General features: G+C 64.3%; 11 protein-coding genes. 3 read left to right on the top strand and 8 right to left on the bottom strand.

Translation table 11 applies throughout. The features are described from left to right. On the top strand, positions 1-227 hold a 227-nt coding region (locus BWR60_RS38375; protein ID WP_230983213.1), incomplete at its 5' end, for a transposase. A gap of 565 nt (positions 228-792) precedes the next feature. Here the strand turns inward: BWR60_RS38375 and BWR60_RS37800 are convergent. From BWR60_RS37800 to BWR60_RS28640, 5 genes are all read right to left on the bottom strand, one after another. Further along, positions 793-1,056, bottom strand: coding sequence for a hypothetical protein (locus tag BWR60_RS37800; protein ID WP_218823722.1), 264 nt, complete (start codon positions 1,054-1,056; stop codon positions 793-795). A gap of 15 nt (positions 1,057-1,071) precedes the next feature. Beyond that, the gene (locus BWR60_RS28625; RefSeq protein ID WP_088155442.1) at positions 1,072-1,446 is read right to left on the bottom strand and encodes a hypothetical protein; all 375 of its coding nucleotides are present in this window, start codon (positions 1,444-1,446) and stop codon (positions 1,072-1,074) included. A gap of 339 nt (positions 1,447-1,785) precedes the next feature. Then, positions 1,786-2,043, bottom strand: a complete 258-nt coding sequence (locus BWR60_RS37805; RefSeq protein ID WP_218823723.1) for a hypothetical protein — start codon at positions 2,041-2,043, stop codon at positions 1,786-1,788. A 602-nt stretch (positions 2,044-2,645) separates the two neighbouring features. Further along, positions 2,646-4,004 carry a hypothetical protein gene (locus tag BWR60_RS28635; RefSeq protein ID WP_088155444.1) on the bottom strand — a complete coding sequence of 453 codons (1,359 nt, stop codon included), beginning with the start codon at positions 4,002-4,004 and terminating at the stop codon, positions 2,646-2,648. Continuing rightward, positions 4,001-5,701, bottom strand: coding sequence for a hypothetical protein (locus BWR60_RS28640; protein ID WP_088155446.1), 1,701 nt, complete (start codon positions 5,699-5,701; stop codon positions 4,001-4,003). Before BWR60_RS28640 ends, BWR60_RS28635 begins: the two co-directional genes overlap by 4 nt. A gap of 521 nt (positions 5,702-6,222) precedes the next feature. Here BWR60_RS28640 and BWR60_RS28645 point away from each other — a divergent pair. Further along, on the top strand, positions 6,223-9,477 hold the full coding sequence (locus BWR60_RS28645; protein WP_144445793.1) for an STY4851/ECs_5259 family protein: 3,255 nt from the start codon (positions 6,223-6,225) through the stop codon (positions 9,475-9,477). Continuing rightward, positions 9,474-15,587: a DEAD/DEAH box helicase gene (locus BWR60_RS28650; protein ID WP_088155450.1), complete on the top strand. Its 6,114-nt coding sequence runs from the start codon at positions 9,474-9,476 to the stop codon at positions 15,585-15,587. The genes BWR60_RS28645 and BWR60_RS28650 overlap by 4 nt, the downstream gene beginning before the upstream one ends. A 109-nt stretch (positions 15,588-15,696) precedes the next feature. On the opposite strand, the gene BWR60_RS39060 is transcribed toward BWR60_RS28650, so the two are convergent. The 3 genes from BWR60_RS39060 to BWR60_RS28665 form a co-directional block, all read right to left on the bottom strand. Next, the gene (locus tag BWR60_RS39060; protein ID WP_088155452.1) at positions 15,697-16,155 is read right to left on the bottom strand and encodes a very short patch repair endonuclease; all 459 of its coding nucleotides are present in this window, start codon (positions 16,153-16,155) and stop codon (positions 15,697-15,699) included. Continuing rightward, positions 16,145-17,449 (bottom strand): DNA cytosine methyltransferase, encoded by a 1,305-nt coding sequence (locus BWR60_RS28660; RefSeq protein ID WP_218823725.1) that lies wholly within the window; start codon positions 17,447-17,449, stop codon positions 16,145-16,147. Before BWR60_RS28660 ends, BWR60_RS39060 begins: the two co-directional genes overlap by 11 nt. 326 nt (positions 17,450-17,775) lie before the next feature. Then, positions 17,776-19,341, bottom strand: a complete 1,566-nt coding sequence (locus tag BWR60_RS28665; RefSeq protein WP_088155454.1) for a chromosome partitioning protein ParB — start codon at positions 19,339-19,341, stop codon at positions 17,776-17,778. Between the last annotated feature and the right edge of the window lie 41 nt (positions 19,342-19,382).

The raw sequence follows: 19,382 nt of genomic DNA on the forward strand, positions 1-19,382 counted from the left end.
TCCGCCAAGCCATCCGCGACGCCGGCGCCAAGCTCTTCTTCCTGCCGAAATACTCCCCCGACCTCAACCCGATCGAGATGCTCTTCGCCAAGCTCAAGCACCTCCTGCGCAAGGCCGCTCGACGCAACCCCGACGCTATCTGCGACGCTATCGCCTCCATCCTCGACACTGTCACCCCGCCACAGTGCCGCAACTTCTTCGCCCAGGCCGGTTATGACCTCAGATAAATTCATCCCGCTCTAAAGGACGGCGCCACCCGTCCGGCGCCGTTCGCGGTGCCAGACCTCCGCATCACACCCAGTCCTAATGATCGCGGTCTGCCAGAGTTCACGAGCATCGCCCGCTGGAAAGCAATTTGCTCCTCGCGCGGGCTCTGCCCCGACGGGAGGGCGCCATATCCGGCCATCGCCGAGGCGCACCCATTCCGGACATTGACCGAATTGGCATGTCCCTCGGCACTTCCCGGGTCAGATGTCCGGATGAGGTTGCCTGGAACCGGTCCTGGCGCCAGCGTCCGCAACCGGACATTCAGCGAGTTGCGCACAGATTGGATCGTCATTTGCCCGGAACGGGCTTCCCCAGGCAGCTTGGGGCCTTCGTCATTGTCGTCGTATTGCGCTCAGCTGAGTTCTTGGGCGAGCCCGATGAGAAGCCCTTCATGCCCCCGGACGTAGCAGAGCCGATACGCATCTTTATACTGGACGACTTCGCCTACGAGCTGTGCGCCGCGATTCCGGAGCCTTTCAAGCGTTTCGTCGATGTCATCCACGGCGAACATCACGCGGAGGTAGCCTAGAGCGTTAACCGGGGGTTGCGGTGATCCGCGACGGCAGGCGGCGTGAGGAAGCGGGACAGCTCGAGCCGGCCGTGACCATCCGGCGTGCGCATCATGGCAATCTCGACGCGCTGATCGCTCAGTCCGGTGGCCCGTCCGGCCCAGTCTCCTTCGATCGTGGCCCGGCCTTCGAGCTCGAGGCCGGGCTCGCGAAAGAAATCGATCGTCCCTCCGAGGTCATCGAACACGATTCCGATGTTGTCCATCCGTTTGAGCGCCATGTGTCCACTCCACGCTCAATCGTTGACGATGCCGACGAGCGCCAGAGGATCGCCCGAGGCCAGGATCTGGGTCTCTGGACCGCCCGAAGTGGACCAGGTCACCGTCGCTGGGTTACCGCCGCCGATCTGCAGATTGTCCAGCGCGACCGACGGTTGGCCCCCTTCGACCCAGCTGATAGCGATGGCGACGGATCCATTGAATTGGGCACCAGTTGTCGTCGCGATCGTCACCTGATCGCTGAGGACGCTGATGTTGGTCAATGCCGAAGCCATGGCCACGACCACGCCATTCTGAGCGCTTGGGGCGACGGTGCAGTCGGTCAGTACTACGGAGACGTTGCCGCTTGTTGCGGTGCCGCCCGCGAAGTCGATCCTGATCAGGGCGCTCATTTGGTCCTCCCCCTTCCAAGTCGGATGGCCGTTCCGGCTGCCCGGCACGGCCGATCCGCGATTTGACGGAGCCGCCGGGCGATAGTGGACGCCCGGCGCGGGCTCTTCAACCCGCTGCCTGGGAGCGCGCTCGAAACCCGCCTCGCGGCTGGCTCTGCGCAGCGGACATGACCCCGACGCGACGGAAGCCACCACCCGGCTGCCGAAATCTCAAGCGTGCGCCTCATCGCGGACGATGCAGCGGCAGCTTGCATTGGACGCCGATGGCGTTGGCTCCACATCTTGACCGAAATGGGTTCGGCGTTTCGTCCTGTTGGTGCGGCCGAAGGCGGTTGCGGGTCACAGATGTCGTATCTCGGCCGGAATCGACCCCCGGTCGTCGTTGCGGCCATCGTAATAGGTAACTGGCGCAGACATCAGCTCGTCGATGTCGACGCCATCGAGGCAGGCGACATTGATGTTGTGGTAGGGGCTGCCACTCAGGTTCGGCATGTCCACGCGCTTGAAGACGCGCACCCCGCAATGTCGGCAGAACGGGTGGTGCGCCACGGGTGACTGTCCCCGATAGTCGGTCAGCTCGGCTTCGCCCGCCAACATGCGGAAGCGCTTGGGGCCGGCCTCGACCGACCCAGTCTGGTCTTAGTGCAGATCGAGCAGCTGCAGTTCCCGGTCCCGGTGCCGAGATCCGCCTCGAACCGGATCGCGCCGCAATGGCAACTGCCACTATATGTCTTGAGCATCGTCGTATCCTCCCAAGCTTCGGTCAGGCCTTGCCCTTGGCGGCCGGCATGGCCCGCCCGACGCCGGCCTCGTCTAGTCGCTGCGATGGTCGCCGGATCGACCGCGATAGGGATGCGGATCGAATTCATTGTGCCACGCGTTTCCGATCCGCGCCGATCCTGCTGCCAGGCAGCGATGGCTCAGTCGCGCCACATGCGGACGTTGCCGGGGGCTCCTCCAAACCGGACCTGACCCAATCTGGCTGAGAACAGCTGTTCCTTGCCAGCCCGGCGCCCTGGATGGCTCCCGAAACCGGACACCGCAATGAGTTACCCGAAGCGGACTTGACCGCCTCGGCTTGATACAAGCAGTGGAGATCGGGAATCGCTCTTTCCGATATCCGCCTCTTTACCACCCACCCGCCGATGTCGGCCTACCTCGCGGCGGCGACGCGGTCATCCACCGATCCCGAACTTGCTCTAGAGGTGCGACCCAGGCTTGCCATTCTCGTCCATGAAAAGCATGTGGCCCGGAAGGGGATGCAGCGATCTAGCTGATCCGACGGGATACCACGCGAGGGTCTCGGTCACGGCCGCGCTCTCGTTCCTCGAGGTGACGAGCTCATTCATGAAATAATTGCCGTACACCATTCGTAGGCCCGTAATCGCAGGATCGAAGGTACGCATCTCGCGGCGATTGAGTTGGTGCCTGCGGCCGTCCTCGCTATTGCCACCCACCGCCTCGTAGCCCACGTGGATCGCGCCTGGACGGTCGCCGGGGAGCTGGGCCGAGGCCCGAGCGACGAGCCCGCGGAAGTGCATCGCCTTACGCCTGGCCGCTTCGTCCGAGGTGCTTCTCCAGGCGACGAGGCTAACGTGATCCACCCACGTCGCATGGAGCGGCCGACCCTGAGCCGGCGTCCAATCGCCCGCCATCGAAAAGTCCATCATCTGATCGTACCGACCAAGGAGCAATTCGGCCATCCGGCTCGATCCGAAATAAATGTCGTCATGGACCATGACGCTGTGCAGCGCGCTCCATATGACGTCCATGACCACGCCCTGTCCGCCTTCGTCCTTCCATTCATAAGGAACCTTAGTATCGAGGAAGCGCTCGACCTTTCCTGCAAGATATTTTTTCTCGAGCAGATGCAACTCCTCCGTGAACCGCACAAGGATCACGAGAGGTCGATTGACGCTACGTGACAGAGCATGCGCACCCTCTGCCATGCGCTCGCCAGCGAGTCGCTCGTCCCGAGCGTAACCGGATCTGCCTGCCCTCTTGCATTCGACAGCCCAACTTGAGCGGCGGCGGTCGACCAGCAAGTCGGGCCGCTTCTCGATGCCCGGTGCCTCGGGAACGAAGCGCACCGTGCTCCAGCCCCGGCGAGCATAGGCGCCCGCGACCAACAGCTCGTAGATGCCATCGTCCGGTTGAGAGGTGTTCTCGGTCATAAGTCGGGCTGCACGAGCTTCCGCGCCCTCAATCGTCCTCAACGTCGGCAGCAGTTGCCCGATGCGCCTAAAGAGGGGCGCGATGCGGAAACCTTCCGGCAAAAAGAAGTCTGGCCGAAGCAGCGGATCTGCATATCTGCTCGCCTGGTGGACGTACCAGGCGACTGCATCGGCTGGTTCGAAGAGTGGCACCCGTCGACCGTCGGCCCAATTCGCCTTTGCCGCCTGGAATCGCGCCTCGACCGCAGCAGCGCGCGGCCTCCACTCCGAACCGGGGACGAGTGAGACGAGCCAACCAACAGCTGCCTGCACGTCCTCGTCGCACCATTCCTGGCCGTAACGCTGGGCAATCCATAGTAGGCCATTGTCGCGGGAGTCGGTCACCTATCCGGCATCCGATCAGGGTTCAAGATTACTCCAGCGTCTCCGATCGGCAGCATGTTGGATTCCTTCTGGGCGGCCGCGGCGGACGCCGCGGTCTCGCGGGCGACCGCATCTAGGAGTTGTGCGAGCGAACGACGAGGCCCTTCAAGACGCGCTCGACGGACGTGCTGCCAATCGAACCAGTCCGCTCGACCATCGCGAACGCCCGAGCCGGTGAAGTGCGCGTGATAGCGCCCCAGGATAACGAGGTGGAGCCGCGGCGCGGGCGCTGGAGAAAAGCCCAGTCGGCGCACAAGCTCCTCCAGCCCGTAGATCGCGATCCATCCCGTCACGCGCTCGATCCACTTATTGCATTCGCCGGTCAGATTGTGTCCCGCGTTGCGCCGCTGGCGTTCGTCGGTGCCAATGGGCTGCTGCCATTTGAGCTGCAACAGCGCGAGGTCGCCATCCCTACGATCGAACACCGCGAAGTCGATGTCGGTCACGTCCTTGCCGTCATGCTTCAGCTTGAGATTCTTGTCGTTGAAGGCCCACCGCGGCGAATTGAATTGCTCGGCCAGCTCCCGGATCCAACGCCCTTCGCGGCGATTCGCCATCACCGCCCAGTCGCTGGAGTACCGGTTTCTGAGATCGGTCAGCAGAAACAGGATCGGATTGATGTCGAGTCCGTAGATCGGTAGCACGATGGAGTCCTCCGTCGTGCGCACTAGAGGCGCCCAGCAGGTGCCGGTCTCCGAGAGATGAACCGCAGCGTTCTTCGGCCCAAGGGTCAAGGTCTCCAGGATCTCCGCTACCTCCCGCTCATCCGCGTCCAAGAGGCCGGCTACGGCCTTCAACAGGCGGTCGTAGCCGGTCACGCCGGTAAGCAGGTTGCGCAGCGACAGCTCGGGCCTCTTGCGCAGAAGGATCTGAGCAAACGCAATATGTTTGTGAGCCCGCGCCGATAAGACCGTCAGGACGGCCATGTAGGCGGAGAACGGTCGCCCGCCGATGCGATCGTCGGCGCCAAGTAGATCCTGGGCGTAGAACCGCTCCAAGTAAAGGCGGGCCCACTCTGCAAAGTAGGCGTCGATATTCGGGGTCGACCGGTAGCCGATGGTCCAATCATCGACAGCGAACACCCGATCCGACAGTTCGCGATAGAGTTTGCGGTGCCGCTGCCGGAGGCGCCGCTCGTCCGCCGAGCGGATGGCCGCGGTCCGCGCGCTCGCCCACCGCAGACCATTGCGGCCGATTTCCTCGTCGTGCGCGCGCCCCTGCACGCTCGTCAGCTCGATGACGTCGGAGTTGCCCGGTTCGTCTGGCTTTGGGAAGGTCCGGACGCGCCCCTCAACCAAGCCGTCACGCAACCACGCCGCGTACCGTTCACCCAGTTGCAAGGCGGCGCATTCGAACAGGAAATCGTCCATCTTCATGGCTGAGTTCGACGAGCTGGCGAGGAAACGATGTGGTCGAGTCTCAAGCACTGTGGGCAGTACGCGCTGCAGAGCCTGGTTGCCGCCCCAGGTCAGAATTGTCCGATAGGCATCGGCCGGCGCACGGCGCCCCTCCTCGAACAGCTCACGGCAGAACAGATCATCGAGCGCCCGAACAGCTTCGAAGGTGATCAGCGCGCTCGGCTTGCGCCATTCGTCGGCCTGCCGGCGTTGGTCGGCGATCGCCGCATGGAGCCGATCCAACGCCGGATTGAGGGTCATGTCTGGCCTCACAGCAGGGTATAGTCCATCAAAATAACAGCGCCCCTTATGCCAATGGGCGAATCCGCATTGCGACCAAGCCGTCCTCGTCCCGCCGTAAGCGGACATTGGGCCGCCACCCCAATAAGGGACATCGCTCCAACATGCCACTGTGCCCCACTTCGGGGCAGCCGAACCCAGCAGGATCGCCTCACAAAGCGGCTCTTCGCTCACATCTCCAAACCGAACACAAAGACACGCAATCTCCGGCTACCTACAATTTGGCGAGATCCGCTCGGATCGGTGAGCAATCGGCCGACGAGATGAATCGATTTGACGAAAAGCCGGGACATTGCTTTCCTAGCGGCAGTTAAACTTTATTTCAGGAACTGTTTCGATGGGCCATTTGAAGCCGACCGCGTATGCGGCTGTGAACCTGTTTGGTTGCGCATCCATCACCGGCCAATCTCCAAGGGGGCGTTGAGACTTTCCTCTCGAATTCGATCGGGCGATATGCAGTTCGGGAAAGGGGGCACGCGTTTATGAATCACTCCGAGCTCACGAGTGGGTTCAGTGCATTGCTCGCAGCGCGCGGTCTCGACACGCCGGACCGTCGACCGCTTCACGCCTATCGCTTTACGAAGGACGAGTATGACCGTACTGCCGCTCTCCTTCGGCGGCACGTTTCTCACGTGATCGGCGACAGAGCTGGCGCGGCGTTGATCGTCGCGCACGTTGCCGAGTGGTTCCGTCGCGAACGTGGCGGCGGGCATTGGGATTGGATCCGGCCATTGCGGAGCATTGGTCTCGATTACGGCCAGGGTCGCCGCGTGCAATATTGCGATGTTGAGGATCTCGTTTGGCACGGCCTCCTCATGTGGCGCCGCCCTTTGCCAAGCGGCGGCGAACGCCTGCTCGCGATCGTCCGCGAGAGCGGCTTTCCGGTCGCAGCGGTTCGTGACGATCCGCGGATCTCTGCGTGGCTCAAGCACGCCGTGCTGTGCGCCGAGCGCGGCTTCCACGTCGACCAGGCGGTCGGCGCGGAAGCTTGGCGCGTGTCCGACCGGCTCGCCCAGGCCCTCATCGAACCGGCGATCGAGTTGTGTGGCGCAATCGTTGATCTCCGCAAGACGATCCCCATTGAGGCACGGGGCGGTGATCCCGTAACGTTTCTCGACGCGCACGATCCCGGGTGGCGGGACGCCCTTCCCTTCGACGTTGAGCAGGACGACGTGCGTACGCTCGTCGAACGCATGGTTAGGCTCCGTGAGGGCGATCGCGGGGCGCTCGACGTCGAGCGAACCCTCGTCCGCATCGGCGAGAACGAATGGACGGCACGAGCGTCGCTCGTTCTCGAAGGCACACTCGACTTACGCCGTGTTCCCGCCTCTATTGCGCAAGCGATCGGCGAAGGGCGTCGCCTGAGGATCTTCCCGCGTCCTCCCTTCTCCGAGGAGCTGACCGCGATCGCCGCGATCGAGACCTATGACGCAGAGGACGGCCTCGTACACGAGCTGAGGTCCTTCGTGACCGAATTTGACGCCGAGCTCGCGCTTGAACGCGAGGCACGGCTGCTGGTGCAGGCTAGTCACACCACCATAGGCGATTTCGTCCCCCCTGGCGGGCTAGCGCTCGACGCGCCTGTTGTTGCGCTCGACATCGCCGAGCTGGACGACGCTCAACGTCCCCGCGTTCTGCGCGTGATCGGTTGCTCTTCGTGCCAGACGAGCAAGCCCGTGCTCGTGATCGCAGTTCGGCCAGATATCTTGCCGAAAATCGCGTTCTCTGATGGGTCGCAAGACATCGGAGTTTGCCCGGCGTCGGGCCGTCGGATCGTCCTGTTCGCGGGCACTGCGACGTTCGAGGGCAGCGGTGCGCGTTGGCGCTGGCGGACAAAGGCTGAACGAGCCCTCGATGCGCGGCCAATACTAGTAGGCGAACTCATCGCGAACGTGCGCGAGACGGTCTATTGCGGCATACCGCGCCTGTGGATCGAGAAGGACGGTCATATCATCGCGCCACGACGGGAATCGCTCGCTTGGCGACCGCGCGGCCGTGGATCGTGGCGCACCCTCGACGGAGCAACGCCCGCTGGGGCGATCGAGATCGCCGTAATCGAGGAAAGCGAGATCCGTCACGCTGTTCCCGCTGATGTCGTACCGGCCGGAATGAAGATCGCATTCGACCGGACGCGCCGTGAGTTGCGGATATCTAACCTCGGCGCGTCAATGCTCGCAGCCGTCGGTGCCCGGCCACTCAGGATCCGATCCGAGAACGGCGTCGACGTAATCGATCTTGGCGCGCCGTCGGGGACGCCGATCGTGACGGTCCGCGCGCGCTGGGAAACCGAAGTCGCCTTGACCCTCGCAGACCCCAGCTACGAGCTGCGATTGATCGACGAACGCAACAGGCTTGTGAACACGCGAGCGAACTTCGCGCTCGACGGACTCGGGGGATACCGAATTCTCGCGACTCGCGAGGTTACACTCTTTATGGAACTGCGCGCGAAAGACGCTCCTCCACTCGCGATCTCGCGCCCAGTGACCGGCGATATCCCGCTCTCTGCACTGCGCGATACGATCCGTCAGCTACTCGGTCGCTCGGCGACACTCGACGCGCGCGTCATCCTATCCGCACTCGGCGCCAACGAACATCTCGCGGAAGTGCGCTGGTATGCAGAAGAGGTTGATCCGTTCGTCGTCCCGCGGATCAGCGCATTCGCGGCGCTCGCATCGATCCACGCACTCAACCTGCGCGCAGTCTCGCTCGTCGATCCGTCCGCCGGCGTCCAATCAGTGACCGCGCCGGCGAGCCAGGCGACAATGCGCGCTGAGCTCGAACCCGCCCTGCCGAACGGGCCCTGGTTGGTGTTCGGCAGCCGCCGGACCGGCGAGATCGTCCGCCCACGCGTCGTCCCTGCGGGCAGGGCGCCCAACAGGGATGCGACGCCTTTGGTTCGTGCAGTTTCGATCGACGCGGCCCTGCCCCGCGCACGTGCCTTCGCCGATGCCTATGCCGATCCAGCGAACATGTCCCGCGGTGACGTTCGCTTGTTGATTGATCTCCTCGTGCTCGCGCGGCGCGAACGCCTGCCTCTGTCGAGCATCGACGCGCTACGCGCACTTGAATCGGCGCCAGCAATCGCTGTTCATTTGCTCGCTGGCTGCGACAGCCTCGAGGAGCGCGCCGCGCTCCTCGACCTACAACGCGACTTGCCCTTCCTGTGGTGTGCGACGACCATCGAAGCATGGCTTGTGGCATTCGAGGCGAGGCTAGGCGCGGTTCGCGGTCGGCTCCGCGAGGTCGGAATCGAACTCGACGTCGCCGATCGTCTTGTCATGACCGCGCTCAGCGAGATCGCCACCCTGCGAACCGAGCTCGGCGGACATGCGCGAGCGGTATTCTTGACGATGGCGGCTTCCGGTCTGGCAACCACCGGATCATCTACCGCGTTCCTGCGAATCGACCGCGGAGCCGACGCCCGTACCGAGATCGGCCGAATGATCACGCGCCACGCTGACAGCGACCATCCGCCGCCGCGCGGCACACTGTCGGACAAGACGGTCGCAGCGCAACACATGCGCTGGACGACATTCGATCCCGCTTTCGCAGACATTATCGCCGCCCCATTCGCAGTGGCGGATCATGCCGCCGGCATCCATCCCCTCCAACCTATTGAACTCGCCCGTTGCCGAGATGCGGCGCTTTACGACCCGGAATATTTCGAGGTGATCGTCCCAATGCGCACGAACGAAACACTGCACCGCATCGCTCTTACCAATGGAAATGCGGCATGATCGACTTCGAACGGATGATGAGCCGGTTGCCCGAGCAAGCAGCCGACGCCATCTTGGGGATGCTGAAACCTAGGTCGCGAACGCTCGCAAAACATCTTCGCGATACTTGGGGCGCGTCCGCAGGAGCGCCAGGATCGCTGCTCGCCGAACCGCTCGTCGAAGGAGCGTTTCCCTGGCTGCCGCTCGCGGATGGTTGGGAAGGCCTTCCCGGCCACGTTCTCGATCCCAGAACCATCGAGGCGTTACGCGCGGTGTCCTTCCCGCCGTACGCGCATCAGGCGGCGGCCTGGGAGGCCCTGACCGCGCACGAGCCCGCATCGGTTATCGTGTCAAGTGGTACGGGTTCGGGCAAGACCGAATGCTTCCTCGTGCCGATCCTCGATCGTCTGGTCCGCTTGTCCGACGGCGGCAGGCACCCTCTCGAGGGGGTACGTGCGCTCATGCTCTACCCGCTCAATGCGTTGATCAGCAGCCAGGAAGAACGCCTTTCGCGCTGGTTCGCACCGTTCGGTGGCGCACTCCGCTATGCCCTCTACAACGGCGAGACACCTGAGACGGCAAGCGCGGAGACGCGTCGCGCGACACCCTGGCGGGTCGGGGACCGCACTGCGCTGCGCGCCTCGCCGACGCCCGTGCTCGTGACCAACGCCACGATGCTCGAATACATGCTGATCCGGCAAAACGATGCGCCGATTCTCTCAGCATCCCAGGGCACGCTCGACTTCGTCGTGCTCGATGAGGCGCATTCCTACATGGGTGCCCAGGCGGCCGAGATTGCGCTCCTTCTACGACGTGTCGCGCTGGCGTTCGGACGGGAGCCCAAAGATCTGCGCTACATCGCTACCTCGGCGACGATCGGAGGGCCCAACGCCCGCGACGAGCTTGCCCGCTTCCTTGGCGATCTGTCGGGCGCTCCCGTGGAACGCATCCGCGTTGTCGAAGGTGAGCGCGCGCCGCTCCCACCCGCCCCAGTGTTGGACGAACGCTTGGTCGCGCTCGACGCACTTTCCGAGATGGATGCGGCCGAGAGTGGCGCTCGTCTGGCCGCTTCACCGGGGCTTCGCAACGCACGTGAGACGCTGCGAAGCGGCGGCGTATTCAGTTGGCAGCAATGGTCGCAAATCGCACAGACCACCGTGGAGGCTGACGCAAGACCCACGCGCCTGCTCGTCGAGGCGGCGAGGGCACGCGATCCCAACGCCACCGAAGCCATGGTCGCCTCGGGCAACGACTCGATCTTGCCGACCCGCGTCCATCTTTTCCATCGCACGCTCGCCGGTGTGTGGGCTTGCATCAACCCGAACTGCAGTGGCAGACCAGGGGGAGATGCCCGCTCGGACTGGGCGTACGGTGCAGTATTTTTCGAGTCCCGTGGAAATTGTCCTCACTGCAAATCAATCGTACTTGAATGGGCCGTGTGCACGCTGTGCGGTGACGGCGCACTGCGCGCGGAAGAAGTTGACGGCGGTTCGCGGATCACGTCGTGGAGTGACACCGCTGAAATTGACGACTTCGAACAGACGTTGGAGCGTGAAGTCACCGACGATGAGGAAGGTGTCGAGGACTCCCATTCAAGCCCCACCCCTCCCGTCGCCCCGACACGGGTCTCGCGCCGCTATCTCCATCTCCCACTCAGCGCGGGATTGCGCCACCTCGTAGTTGAGCGCGAGACCGGTATTCTCGACGGCGAAGACGAGTCGATTGTATTCGGCGCTTCGGCCGATCTCTCGGCATGTTGCGGTTGTGGCGATGCTCCGGCAAGCTTCGATCCTGCCCGCGGCGCCCTGCGTCCCGCGAATGCGGGCGCTCCGTTCCTGATGGCGCAGATTACACCTGGCTTCCTGGCCGACCTCTCTCCTGAGCCACACGGTGACCAGCCGTTGCCCTGCAACGGCCGGCGCCTCATCACCTTCACTGACGCTCGGCAGGGCACTGCGCGTCATGCCGCCAATATCCAGATCGCGTCCGAGCGTGGCTTCGTGCGAGGGTTCCTCTACCACTTCGTGCAGGAACGGAACGCGCACGATCCAGCCGAGATTGCTAAGCTCGACCAACAGATTGCGGCAATGCGCGGGCTTTCCAGCGATACGACCTATGCTGCCATCCTCAAGGAGCTCGAAGGTCGCCGAGCCGCGCTCGTGGGAACGACTGCACGGCCATGGTCCGAGCTCGTCTCGCACCTCTCCCGCCACACGACGGTCAACACGTTCTTGCGAACGCTCTGGACCACAACCAATCGCGATCCGCGCTTCGAGGATCCGACCATACTCGCTGAGTTCCTCCTTTATCGCGAGGCAATGCGCCGGCCAGTACGCGCAAACTCGGCCGAGACCCTTGGTCTGTTCCGCTATGAGCTACCGGGTATCGACGACGCAAATGTGCTAATCCCCGCCTCTGCGCACGCTGTCGGTCTGTCCGAAGGTGACTGGCGCGACCTCTTGAGACTGATCGTCACGCACTTCGTTCGCACCAACGTCGCGCTCCATTTCGATCGCTGGTGGTTGAACTGGATCGATCGCCGACAGAGCCACATTGAGATCATCCCCTGGGCGCCGGGACAGCGGTCGAGCCGCTACATTCGCCTTTGGCCCAATCCCTATGGGCTGCGCCTAACACGCATTGTGCGGCTCGTCTTTCAGGCGCTGATGCTCGATCCCGAGGTGAGCGGCGACCGAGACAAAGTCGGTGCCTTGTTCGACGACGCCTGGACGGCGCTCAAGCGCTACATGGCGACGACCGACAATGGGTTTCGCATGCGGCTCGGAGCGCTCTCAGTAGCGCGGGTCGAGAGCGCCTTTTGGTGCCCAACCACGCGCCGCGTGCTCGACACGACGTTAAAGGGACTGAGCCCCTATGATGTCGACGGTGTCCATCCGGTCGCCGAGCCGATCGTCATGCCGCTTCTTCCCTTCGTGTGGCGACGCGACGAGAGCGGTTACACCGTCCCGGAGGCCTCACTCGACGCTTGGATGGGCGAGGACGAGCGCGTGGTTCGGCTGCGCGAAGCTGGGCGGTGGACCGATCAGAATGATCGTGCGGCGAAGCTCTCACCCTGGCTGCGAGCTGCGGAACACTCGGCACAACAGCCCAGTTCGGTGCTGCGCCGCTACGAGCGCCAATTCAAGGAAGGTCGTATCAACGTGCTGGGTTGCTCTACGACCATGGAGATGGGTGTCGACATCGGCAGCATTGAGGGGGTGCTCAACACGAACACGCCGCCCGAAATCGCCAATTATCGCCAGCGCGTCGGCCGCGCCGGACGCGCGCGTCAACCGATCGCCGTCGGGTTAACCCTCTGCAAGGACAAGCCACTCGATCGCATGACGATCGCCAACCCACTTGCCTATCTGGGCCGTCAAGCCCGCACCCCTAGGGTCAGCCTTGAGAGTCCCACCATCGCGACGCGCCATGCCGCCGCGCTGCTACTCGCTCGATTCCTCGCGGATTCGGGCACCGAGCTTCACAAACTCGCCAACGGCGCGTTCTTCGGGCTCGTCGACGCGAGCGCCACCTACAGCGATCCAACGCCAGTGGCGAGCTTCCTCAGCTGGCTCGACCGCACGCCCAACGACGCAGCGCTCGGTGACGAACTACACTCCCTGCTCTCCGGCACCCCGATCTTGCCCGGCCTCGATCTCGTCGAGAATTTGCGCTCACGCATGGAGCGTATCACCTCTGAGATCCGCGCCGAATGGGAAGCGCTCGCCTCGACTGGTCAGGACGTCGGTGTGGGCGACGTCGAACTGGCCGCCGCCAATCGCGCGCGCGAGATCCAACGCAGCCGGCTGGAGCGCGGCTTCCTGTTGGGTGAACTGGCAGGGCGCGGCTTCCTACCCTCCTACGGCTTTCCAACTGACGTCGTCCAATTCATAACGGAAACGGCGGGCGAGAAATCCGCGCGCCAGCACGCTGCTGCGGCTGGCGACGCAGAGCTTTCCGAGAAGAGCTTCGGCCGCGGCTATCCCTCGCGCTCGCGCGAGGTTGGAATCTACGAATACGCTCCCGGTCGGGGGATCGTCGTCGATGGCGTTGTGCGAGAGTCCGCTGGAGTCACCCTCAACTGGCAGCGACCCGCGTCACAGGCTGGTCTACGCGAGATCCAGAGCCTGCGCACCATGTGGTCCTGCCAGAGTTGCGGTGCCCTCAATTCGAAACCTTCAGCGCTCGAGCGCGCACGATGTGCAGAATGCGGCTCCGACGCACAGCATTACGTCCGTTACCTCGCGCCCGGTGGGTTCTCGGTCGATGTCCGTTTCAAGATTCACGACGATCCTTCGAATGTCGGTGCCGCCAAGGTCGTCGATCCCTGGGTGTCGACGCGCGACGCGGTCTGGCGTTCGCTCCCTGATCCAACGGTCGGGCGAGTACGCGCCAGTGCGGATGGCACGGTCTTCTGGTTCAACCCGGGCGATCATGGCCACGGCTACGCCCTGTGCCTGCATTGCGGTCGCGCCGAATCGGAATCGACTGCGCAGGGCGGTCCCGGTCTTGCGGGACACAAGCCGCTGCGTGGCGCGCCGACGGCGATCGACGACGAGACCTGCACCGGAGCCCCAGAGTTCGCGCCCTACGCGGTCACCCGCCACGTCTCGCTCGGCCACGAGATCAGAACCGACCTGTGTGAGGTCCAACTCTACGATTGCACCTCGCGTGAGGTGGCGCTCACCGTCGCGCTTGCGTTGCGGGAGGCCGTCGCAGACAGGCTCGGCATCGACGCCGACGAGATGGGATTCGCCGCGCCCCCCGCTCCCAATCCGCATGGCGCGGCAAATTGGAGCGCGGTCGTGTTCGATCGAGCGAGCGGCGGTGCGGGCTTTTCCTCGACGATCGCGCGCGATCCCGTCGCGTTACTGCGCGAGGCGTGCACCTTTCTCGACTGCACTCGAGCGGGGCGGTGCGGCGAGCCGGAAGCGGCGCGGGCCTGCCCCCGCTGCGTCCTAGCACCCGATACCCAGCACGTGGCGGACGGAACTGATCGCGCCGGAGCGTTCGCGCTCCTCGAGGTTACCGCGAATCGCCTCGAACTCCCGATAACGCATCGTCTGTTCGGCCGCGCGACATGTTACGAACCGGCGCCGCTTGCCCAAGCACTCGACGAGCAGATGGCGTCGAGTCCCGACGCCTCGCTCATTGTTGTGCTGCGCGGCGATCCCGTCGAGTGGGACTTCGAGACGTGGCCGATGACGTCGGTCGCTGAGCGCTGGGGTGCGCGCAACCGCGACGTGGTGATGGAGATCGAACGCGATTCCCTGGAACGCGCGGACGCGGTGACGCGCCGACGCGTTGCGCTCTGGATCCAACGCGCGCGCGCCCGCATTGCCGCACTGCCCGCGAGCGACATAGACCTCCTTGCGCTTGTGAGGACTCCCGACCGGATCGAGGCCTGGCGCTCACTCGATTCACTCGCTGGATCGATCGGCGCAGATTGGGGTGGGACGTCCGAGGCGCCTGTCGTTCGTGGTCCCTGTGGAGACCGACCAGAGCTGCTCGACTTTCTCGACGTGTCTTCACTGCTCGCCGAACGCATCCGCGAGACGATCTTCGAGATTGGCACGGAGTTCGACGGACCAGCGGCGGGCTTCGGTTCGCGGTTGCGAGCGGCGCTGATGGCTCGCAACGTAGCGCTCGCAGACGTCTTCGCCGAACCGTGCACCGAAATACGCTACTCAGACCGGTACTTGTTCAGCCCCCTTGTCATCCGTCTGATCGTTGAGACGTTCCGTGGAATCGCGGATGCGAGCACGCGGATCAACGTGGAAACTTATGCGAACCGCAAAAGCGGACGTCCCAGAATCGGCAAGCGACTGAAGGACGACTGGCCGGACGAGGCGGATCGCGACGTGGTGTTCGAACACTTACTGGCTACGATCGGGCCGAGCGCGAGGCTGATACGCGGTCAAAACGTGCCGCATCGCAGACGCCTCGACTTCGCGACGAAACGCGGATCTGGAACGATCTTCTTCGATCAGGGTGTCGGATCCTGGTCGGCGGCGAGCAGCGATGCGTTTGACCCGTTAGCCACCTCTGCTGACCAGCTCGTCGAGATCGAAAAGCCCTTCTCGATCGCAAACGGCCCTGACGGAACATTCTTCGCGATCCGCCTCGATTGATCGAGCGAAGCGTTGGGGATGCGTTGGTCTGCGATCGCGGTTCGGCCGGCTTCGTCGTGTCGCTTCCGCTCCTCTCGGCACCTTGCCGCCCGCCAGTGCGGCTGCCTCCCTATCCCCGCTCGGACGGGTTCTTTACCTTAGGCGGTTTGCGGTCACGCACGACGCGTTCGATCCTCCTGGCAGCCTCTTCGATCGGTTCATGCTCCCAAACCCGTACAACCTGCCAGCCGCCACGTTGAAGGCGCGCATCCGTGTCGCGATCGCGCGCAATGTTCGCCTCGATCTTCGCCCGCCACCACGTCGCATTGTTCTTCGGCCAAGTGCCATGCGCCGGGCAGCCGTGCCAGAAGCATCCGTCGATAAGCACCGCAACCCGTGCCCCCATAAATGCTAGATCGACCGTTCTCCTGGTTCCCTCGACAATCCGCTGATGCAATCGGAATCGTAAGCCACGCCTATGGAGCGTCGCGCGCAGAGCGCGCTCGTGAGGATTATCGCGTCGCGCCGTGCGCTGCATCCGCCGCCGGGTCGCTGGCGCGACCGCGTCCTGCCCACGCTCAGCCCTCATGGAGCGCGATATGGTGCTCAAGATCGGCGCGAAACGCGACTTCGTAGCGAAGCGAACTGGCGACCAGCCGCTTCAAAAACCCACCCGCCGCCTTGTTCGAGAGCCGTGCCGTCGGATGCTCAAGAAACGCCGCGAGGTGCTGGCGTGGCCGTTCGACTGGCCATTCAGAGACGTTGGCGCGGCTACGCGGCCCGTTGGGTTGCCCCCAGGCCGCACTCGGCCAGCCTCCCTGTTCCGGCAGTTCAACGAGTTCGCCGGTGTCATGGACTGGATGCGACATCGCCAAACGGTTGGCGATCCACTCGGACATCTCGACGCTAACCGCGTTGCCGACCATCCGCCAACGCCTACGCTTGGCCTTCGGGTCGTAGCCTTCGACATCCGTCCAGCCCGCCGGAAAGCCCTGCAACCGCTCAGCGTCTTCAATCGCCGGCGTCACGATTGCGCGGGCCTCAGGCAGCCAGATCGCCGGCGGCGAGGGGATGTGCAGCGCCGAACCGCTCTTCAACGGCGGGATTGCGTCGATCGCCCAGCCCAGCCCGGTGTTCCCTTCGGTCCAATAGAAGCCGCAAGCATGACCATCGCGTGCGCATTTCGCTGGCGCAGAGTGGTCTTCCCCTAGGAGCGCTGGGCGTGGATCGTATTGCAACGAGGCGAGCAGCAGCACACGCCGACGCCGTTGCGGCAAGCCGAAGGCGAGAGCATCGATCGTACGATAAGCCCAGTTGAAACCCATCTCCTCAAGCTGTCCTGTCAGCCAGCGAATGCCATGTCCCTTGTCGAGCTTCAGCATGAACGGGACGTTTTCGAGCAGTAGCCATCTCGGCGGCTGCTTTGCCTTGCGGAGGAGCGTGAGCACCTTGTCGATCAGCCCGGAATTGGGACCTTCAATTCCGCGTCGGCGGCCAACTTGGCTGAGATCCTGGCAGGGGAAGCCCGCGGTCAGAATTCCCCCTGCCGGAAGCGTCTTCAAGCGCCTCACGTCCTGTTTTAGGGTCGCACCTTTGAACCGTTGCGCAAGCACATAGCGGGCCGCCTCATCGTATTCGCAGAGCATCGCCGTCTCGTGTCCGGCGCGGCGAAATCCTTCTTCGAGACCACCGACGCCCGCGAAGAGCCCGGTCACGGCATAGGAGGTGCGAGCCGCCACGGTGATTTCCGGTCCGACCTGCATGCTCAGCTCGGCCAAGCGACCGGCGATACGCGACGGTTCGCCTTCACGCAACTCAAACGACCGGTCGGATGGGGCGTTCGTCGGGGACGATGAACCATTCGTGGCAAAGCTGAGCTTCACGCTTACTGCCATGCACGCGGAAGGGCCGGCAAAGCCGTCCCGCGCCAACCGCTCCGCTGCGTAGCGAGCCGTACGATTTCAGGGCCCAACATCGAATCACTCTGCCGGTTTGACGGCGGCCGATCTAGCAAGATCAGTGTTTCGTCGAAAGGTCCTGAAGCACTTCCGGTTTCGGGACCAATTAGGTCGACGAGGATGTCCGCTCTGGAGGATCTCGGAACGCCTCTGAACGTCGGCAAAGGGGACAATCCGGTCAGCAGTGGGAAGCACCGGCAGGCCGACCGCAGGTAGAAGGCCGAGGCCGTTGAGCGGCCCCGGCCAGATAGCTATTCAGCGGCGTCGGCGTATCGCTCGCCCTCGGCCGAGCCGGTACCCGCGTCCGGCTTCATCTCCGGCGTCCGGAGCAGCGCCGGCAGCCATCCGGTCCCGGCCAGAAGCTGTTCCGCCGCCTCGGCCATCTCATGCTTCTTCATGCTCTTCATCCGCTCCGCGGCCTCCTCGGAAGCGCCATCGCGCACGGCGGCGAGGATATGCGCCTTGGTGATCCGCTCGAAATAGCTCCGCGCGGTGGGCGACCAACAGGCGGTCATGTCGAGGCCCAGCGTTTGTGCCAACTCATCCGCCATGGCGAGCGCCTTCGGCCGCGGATCCCACGGAATCCTGATCGCAAACACGGTCAGAGCCGCGCAATGGGCGAACAAGGCCATGCGGCTGTCATGGTCAAGGGCGACGATGAAGCCCCACAGATCGACCAAGTCCGCCGGCATCTGCGCCGCCCAGGCGGCGTGCCGCTCCCCGAGCTTCTGTGCCGCCGCGGTGTCGGCGATGCCGTCGGCATGGCCGCCCAGGAACGCCGAGTTCGGGCGGATGTCGAGGCAGGTGCCGTCGTCCTCGCCCCGGTAGAAGGTCCGCGCGGCCAGACCGTGGGTGACGGCGAGCAGTGCCACGTCCGGGTTGTCGCCGAGAGCAACCCGCAGCCCCAGCGTCCGATGAGCCGTAGGGTCGCGGACCAGGCTGTCCGACAGCGGCTTGGTGTCGTCCTGGCCGTCGTCATCCTCGTCTGGAATGGCATCCACCTCGTTCGCGGCGGCATCCTCATGGTCGGTGGCGGGGTCCGCCTCCTCCTCCATAGGCGGCTCGTCCTCCGGGCGGATGAAGCCGCGCTCGATCCGGGGCGTGCCATCGGGGCCGAGCACCACGAAGCCGCTGCCCCGCGCGACCACGTCGGGATCATAGGTATGTCGCTGCGCCGACAGCCGCTCGATCTCGGCGTTCAGCGCATCGAGGCGGGCGGCCACCTTCTCCGGCAGATCGCCGATCCCGTCATACTGCTGGGCCAACTCGTCCCATTCGGTCGACAGCGCGTCAAGCCGCGCCTGATCCTCGTGCGGCAGTTCCATCGGCTGCGGATAGGTCCGGCTCAGGCCATGGGCATAGGGATGGTCGATGTAGACCTCGACCCATTTCCAGCCCTCGGCGCGAATGTCCCCTGCCACCCGCTCCAGCTTCTCCAGCACCAGCCGGTCGAGCAGGCCGGCGTCCTCGAACCAGCCGCCACCGTCCTCGGTGAACAGGTCGCGGACGATGGTCCCGCTCGCCTCCTCATAGGCGGTGGCGCCGACGAAGATGGCCCGGCGGTCGCGGGCCGAGACATGCCCCTCGGTCAGCATCCGCCGGATGTAGCCGGGCTCCCGGTTCCAGGACAGGCGAGTGAAGGCGTCCTCCTGGCGGGCATGGTCCTCGGTGACGGCGAAGGCCATCAACTGGTCCAGCGCCAGCCCGCCCTCACGATAGACCTGCATCAGATTCGGGCTGACGGCGCCGAGCCGCAGCCGCTGGCGCACCACCTGCGGCGTCACGCCGAAGCGCGCTGCGATCTCTTCCGCCCCCAAGCCGTGCTCGTCCACAAGGCGCTTGAAGGCCTCGAACTGGT

Source organism: Inquilinus limosus, assembly GCF_002195995.1.
Taxonomy (GTDB): domain Bacteria; phylum Pseudomonadota; class Alphaproteobacteria; order DSM-16000; family Inquilinaceae; genus Inquilinus; species Inquilinus limosus_C.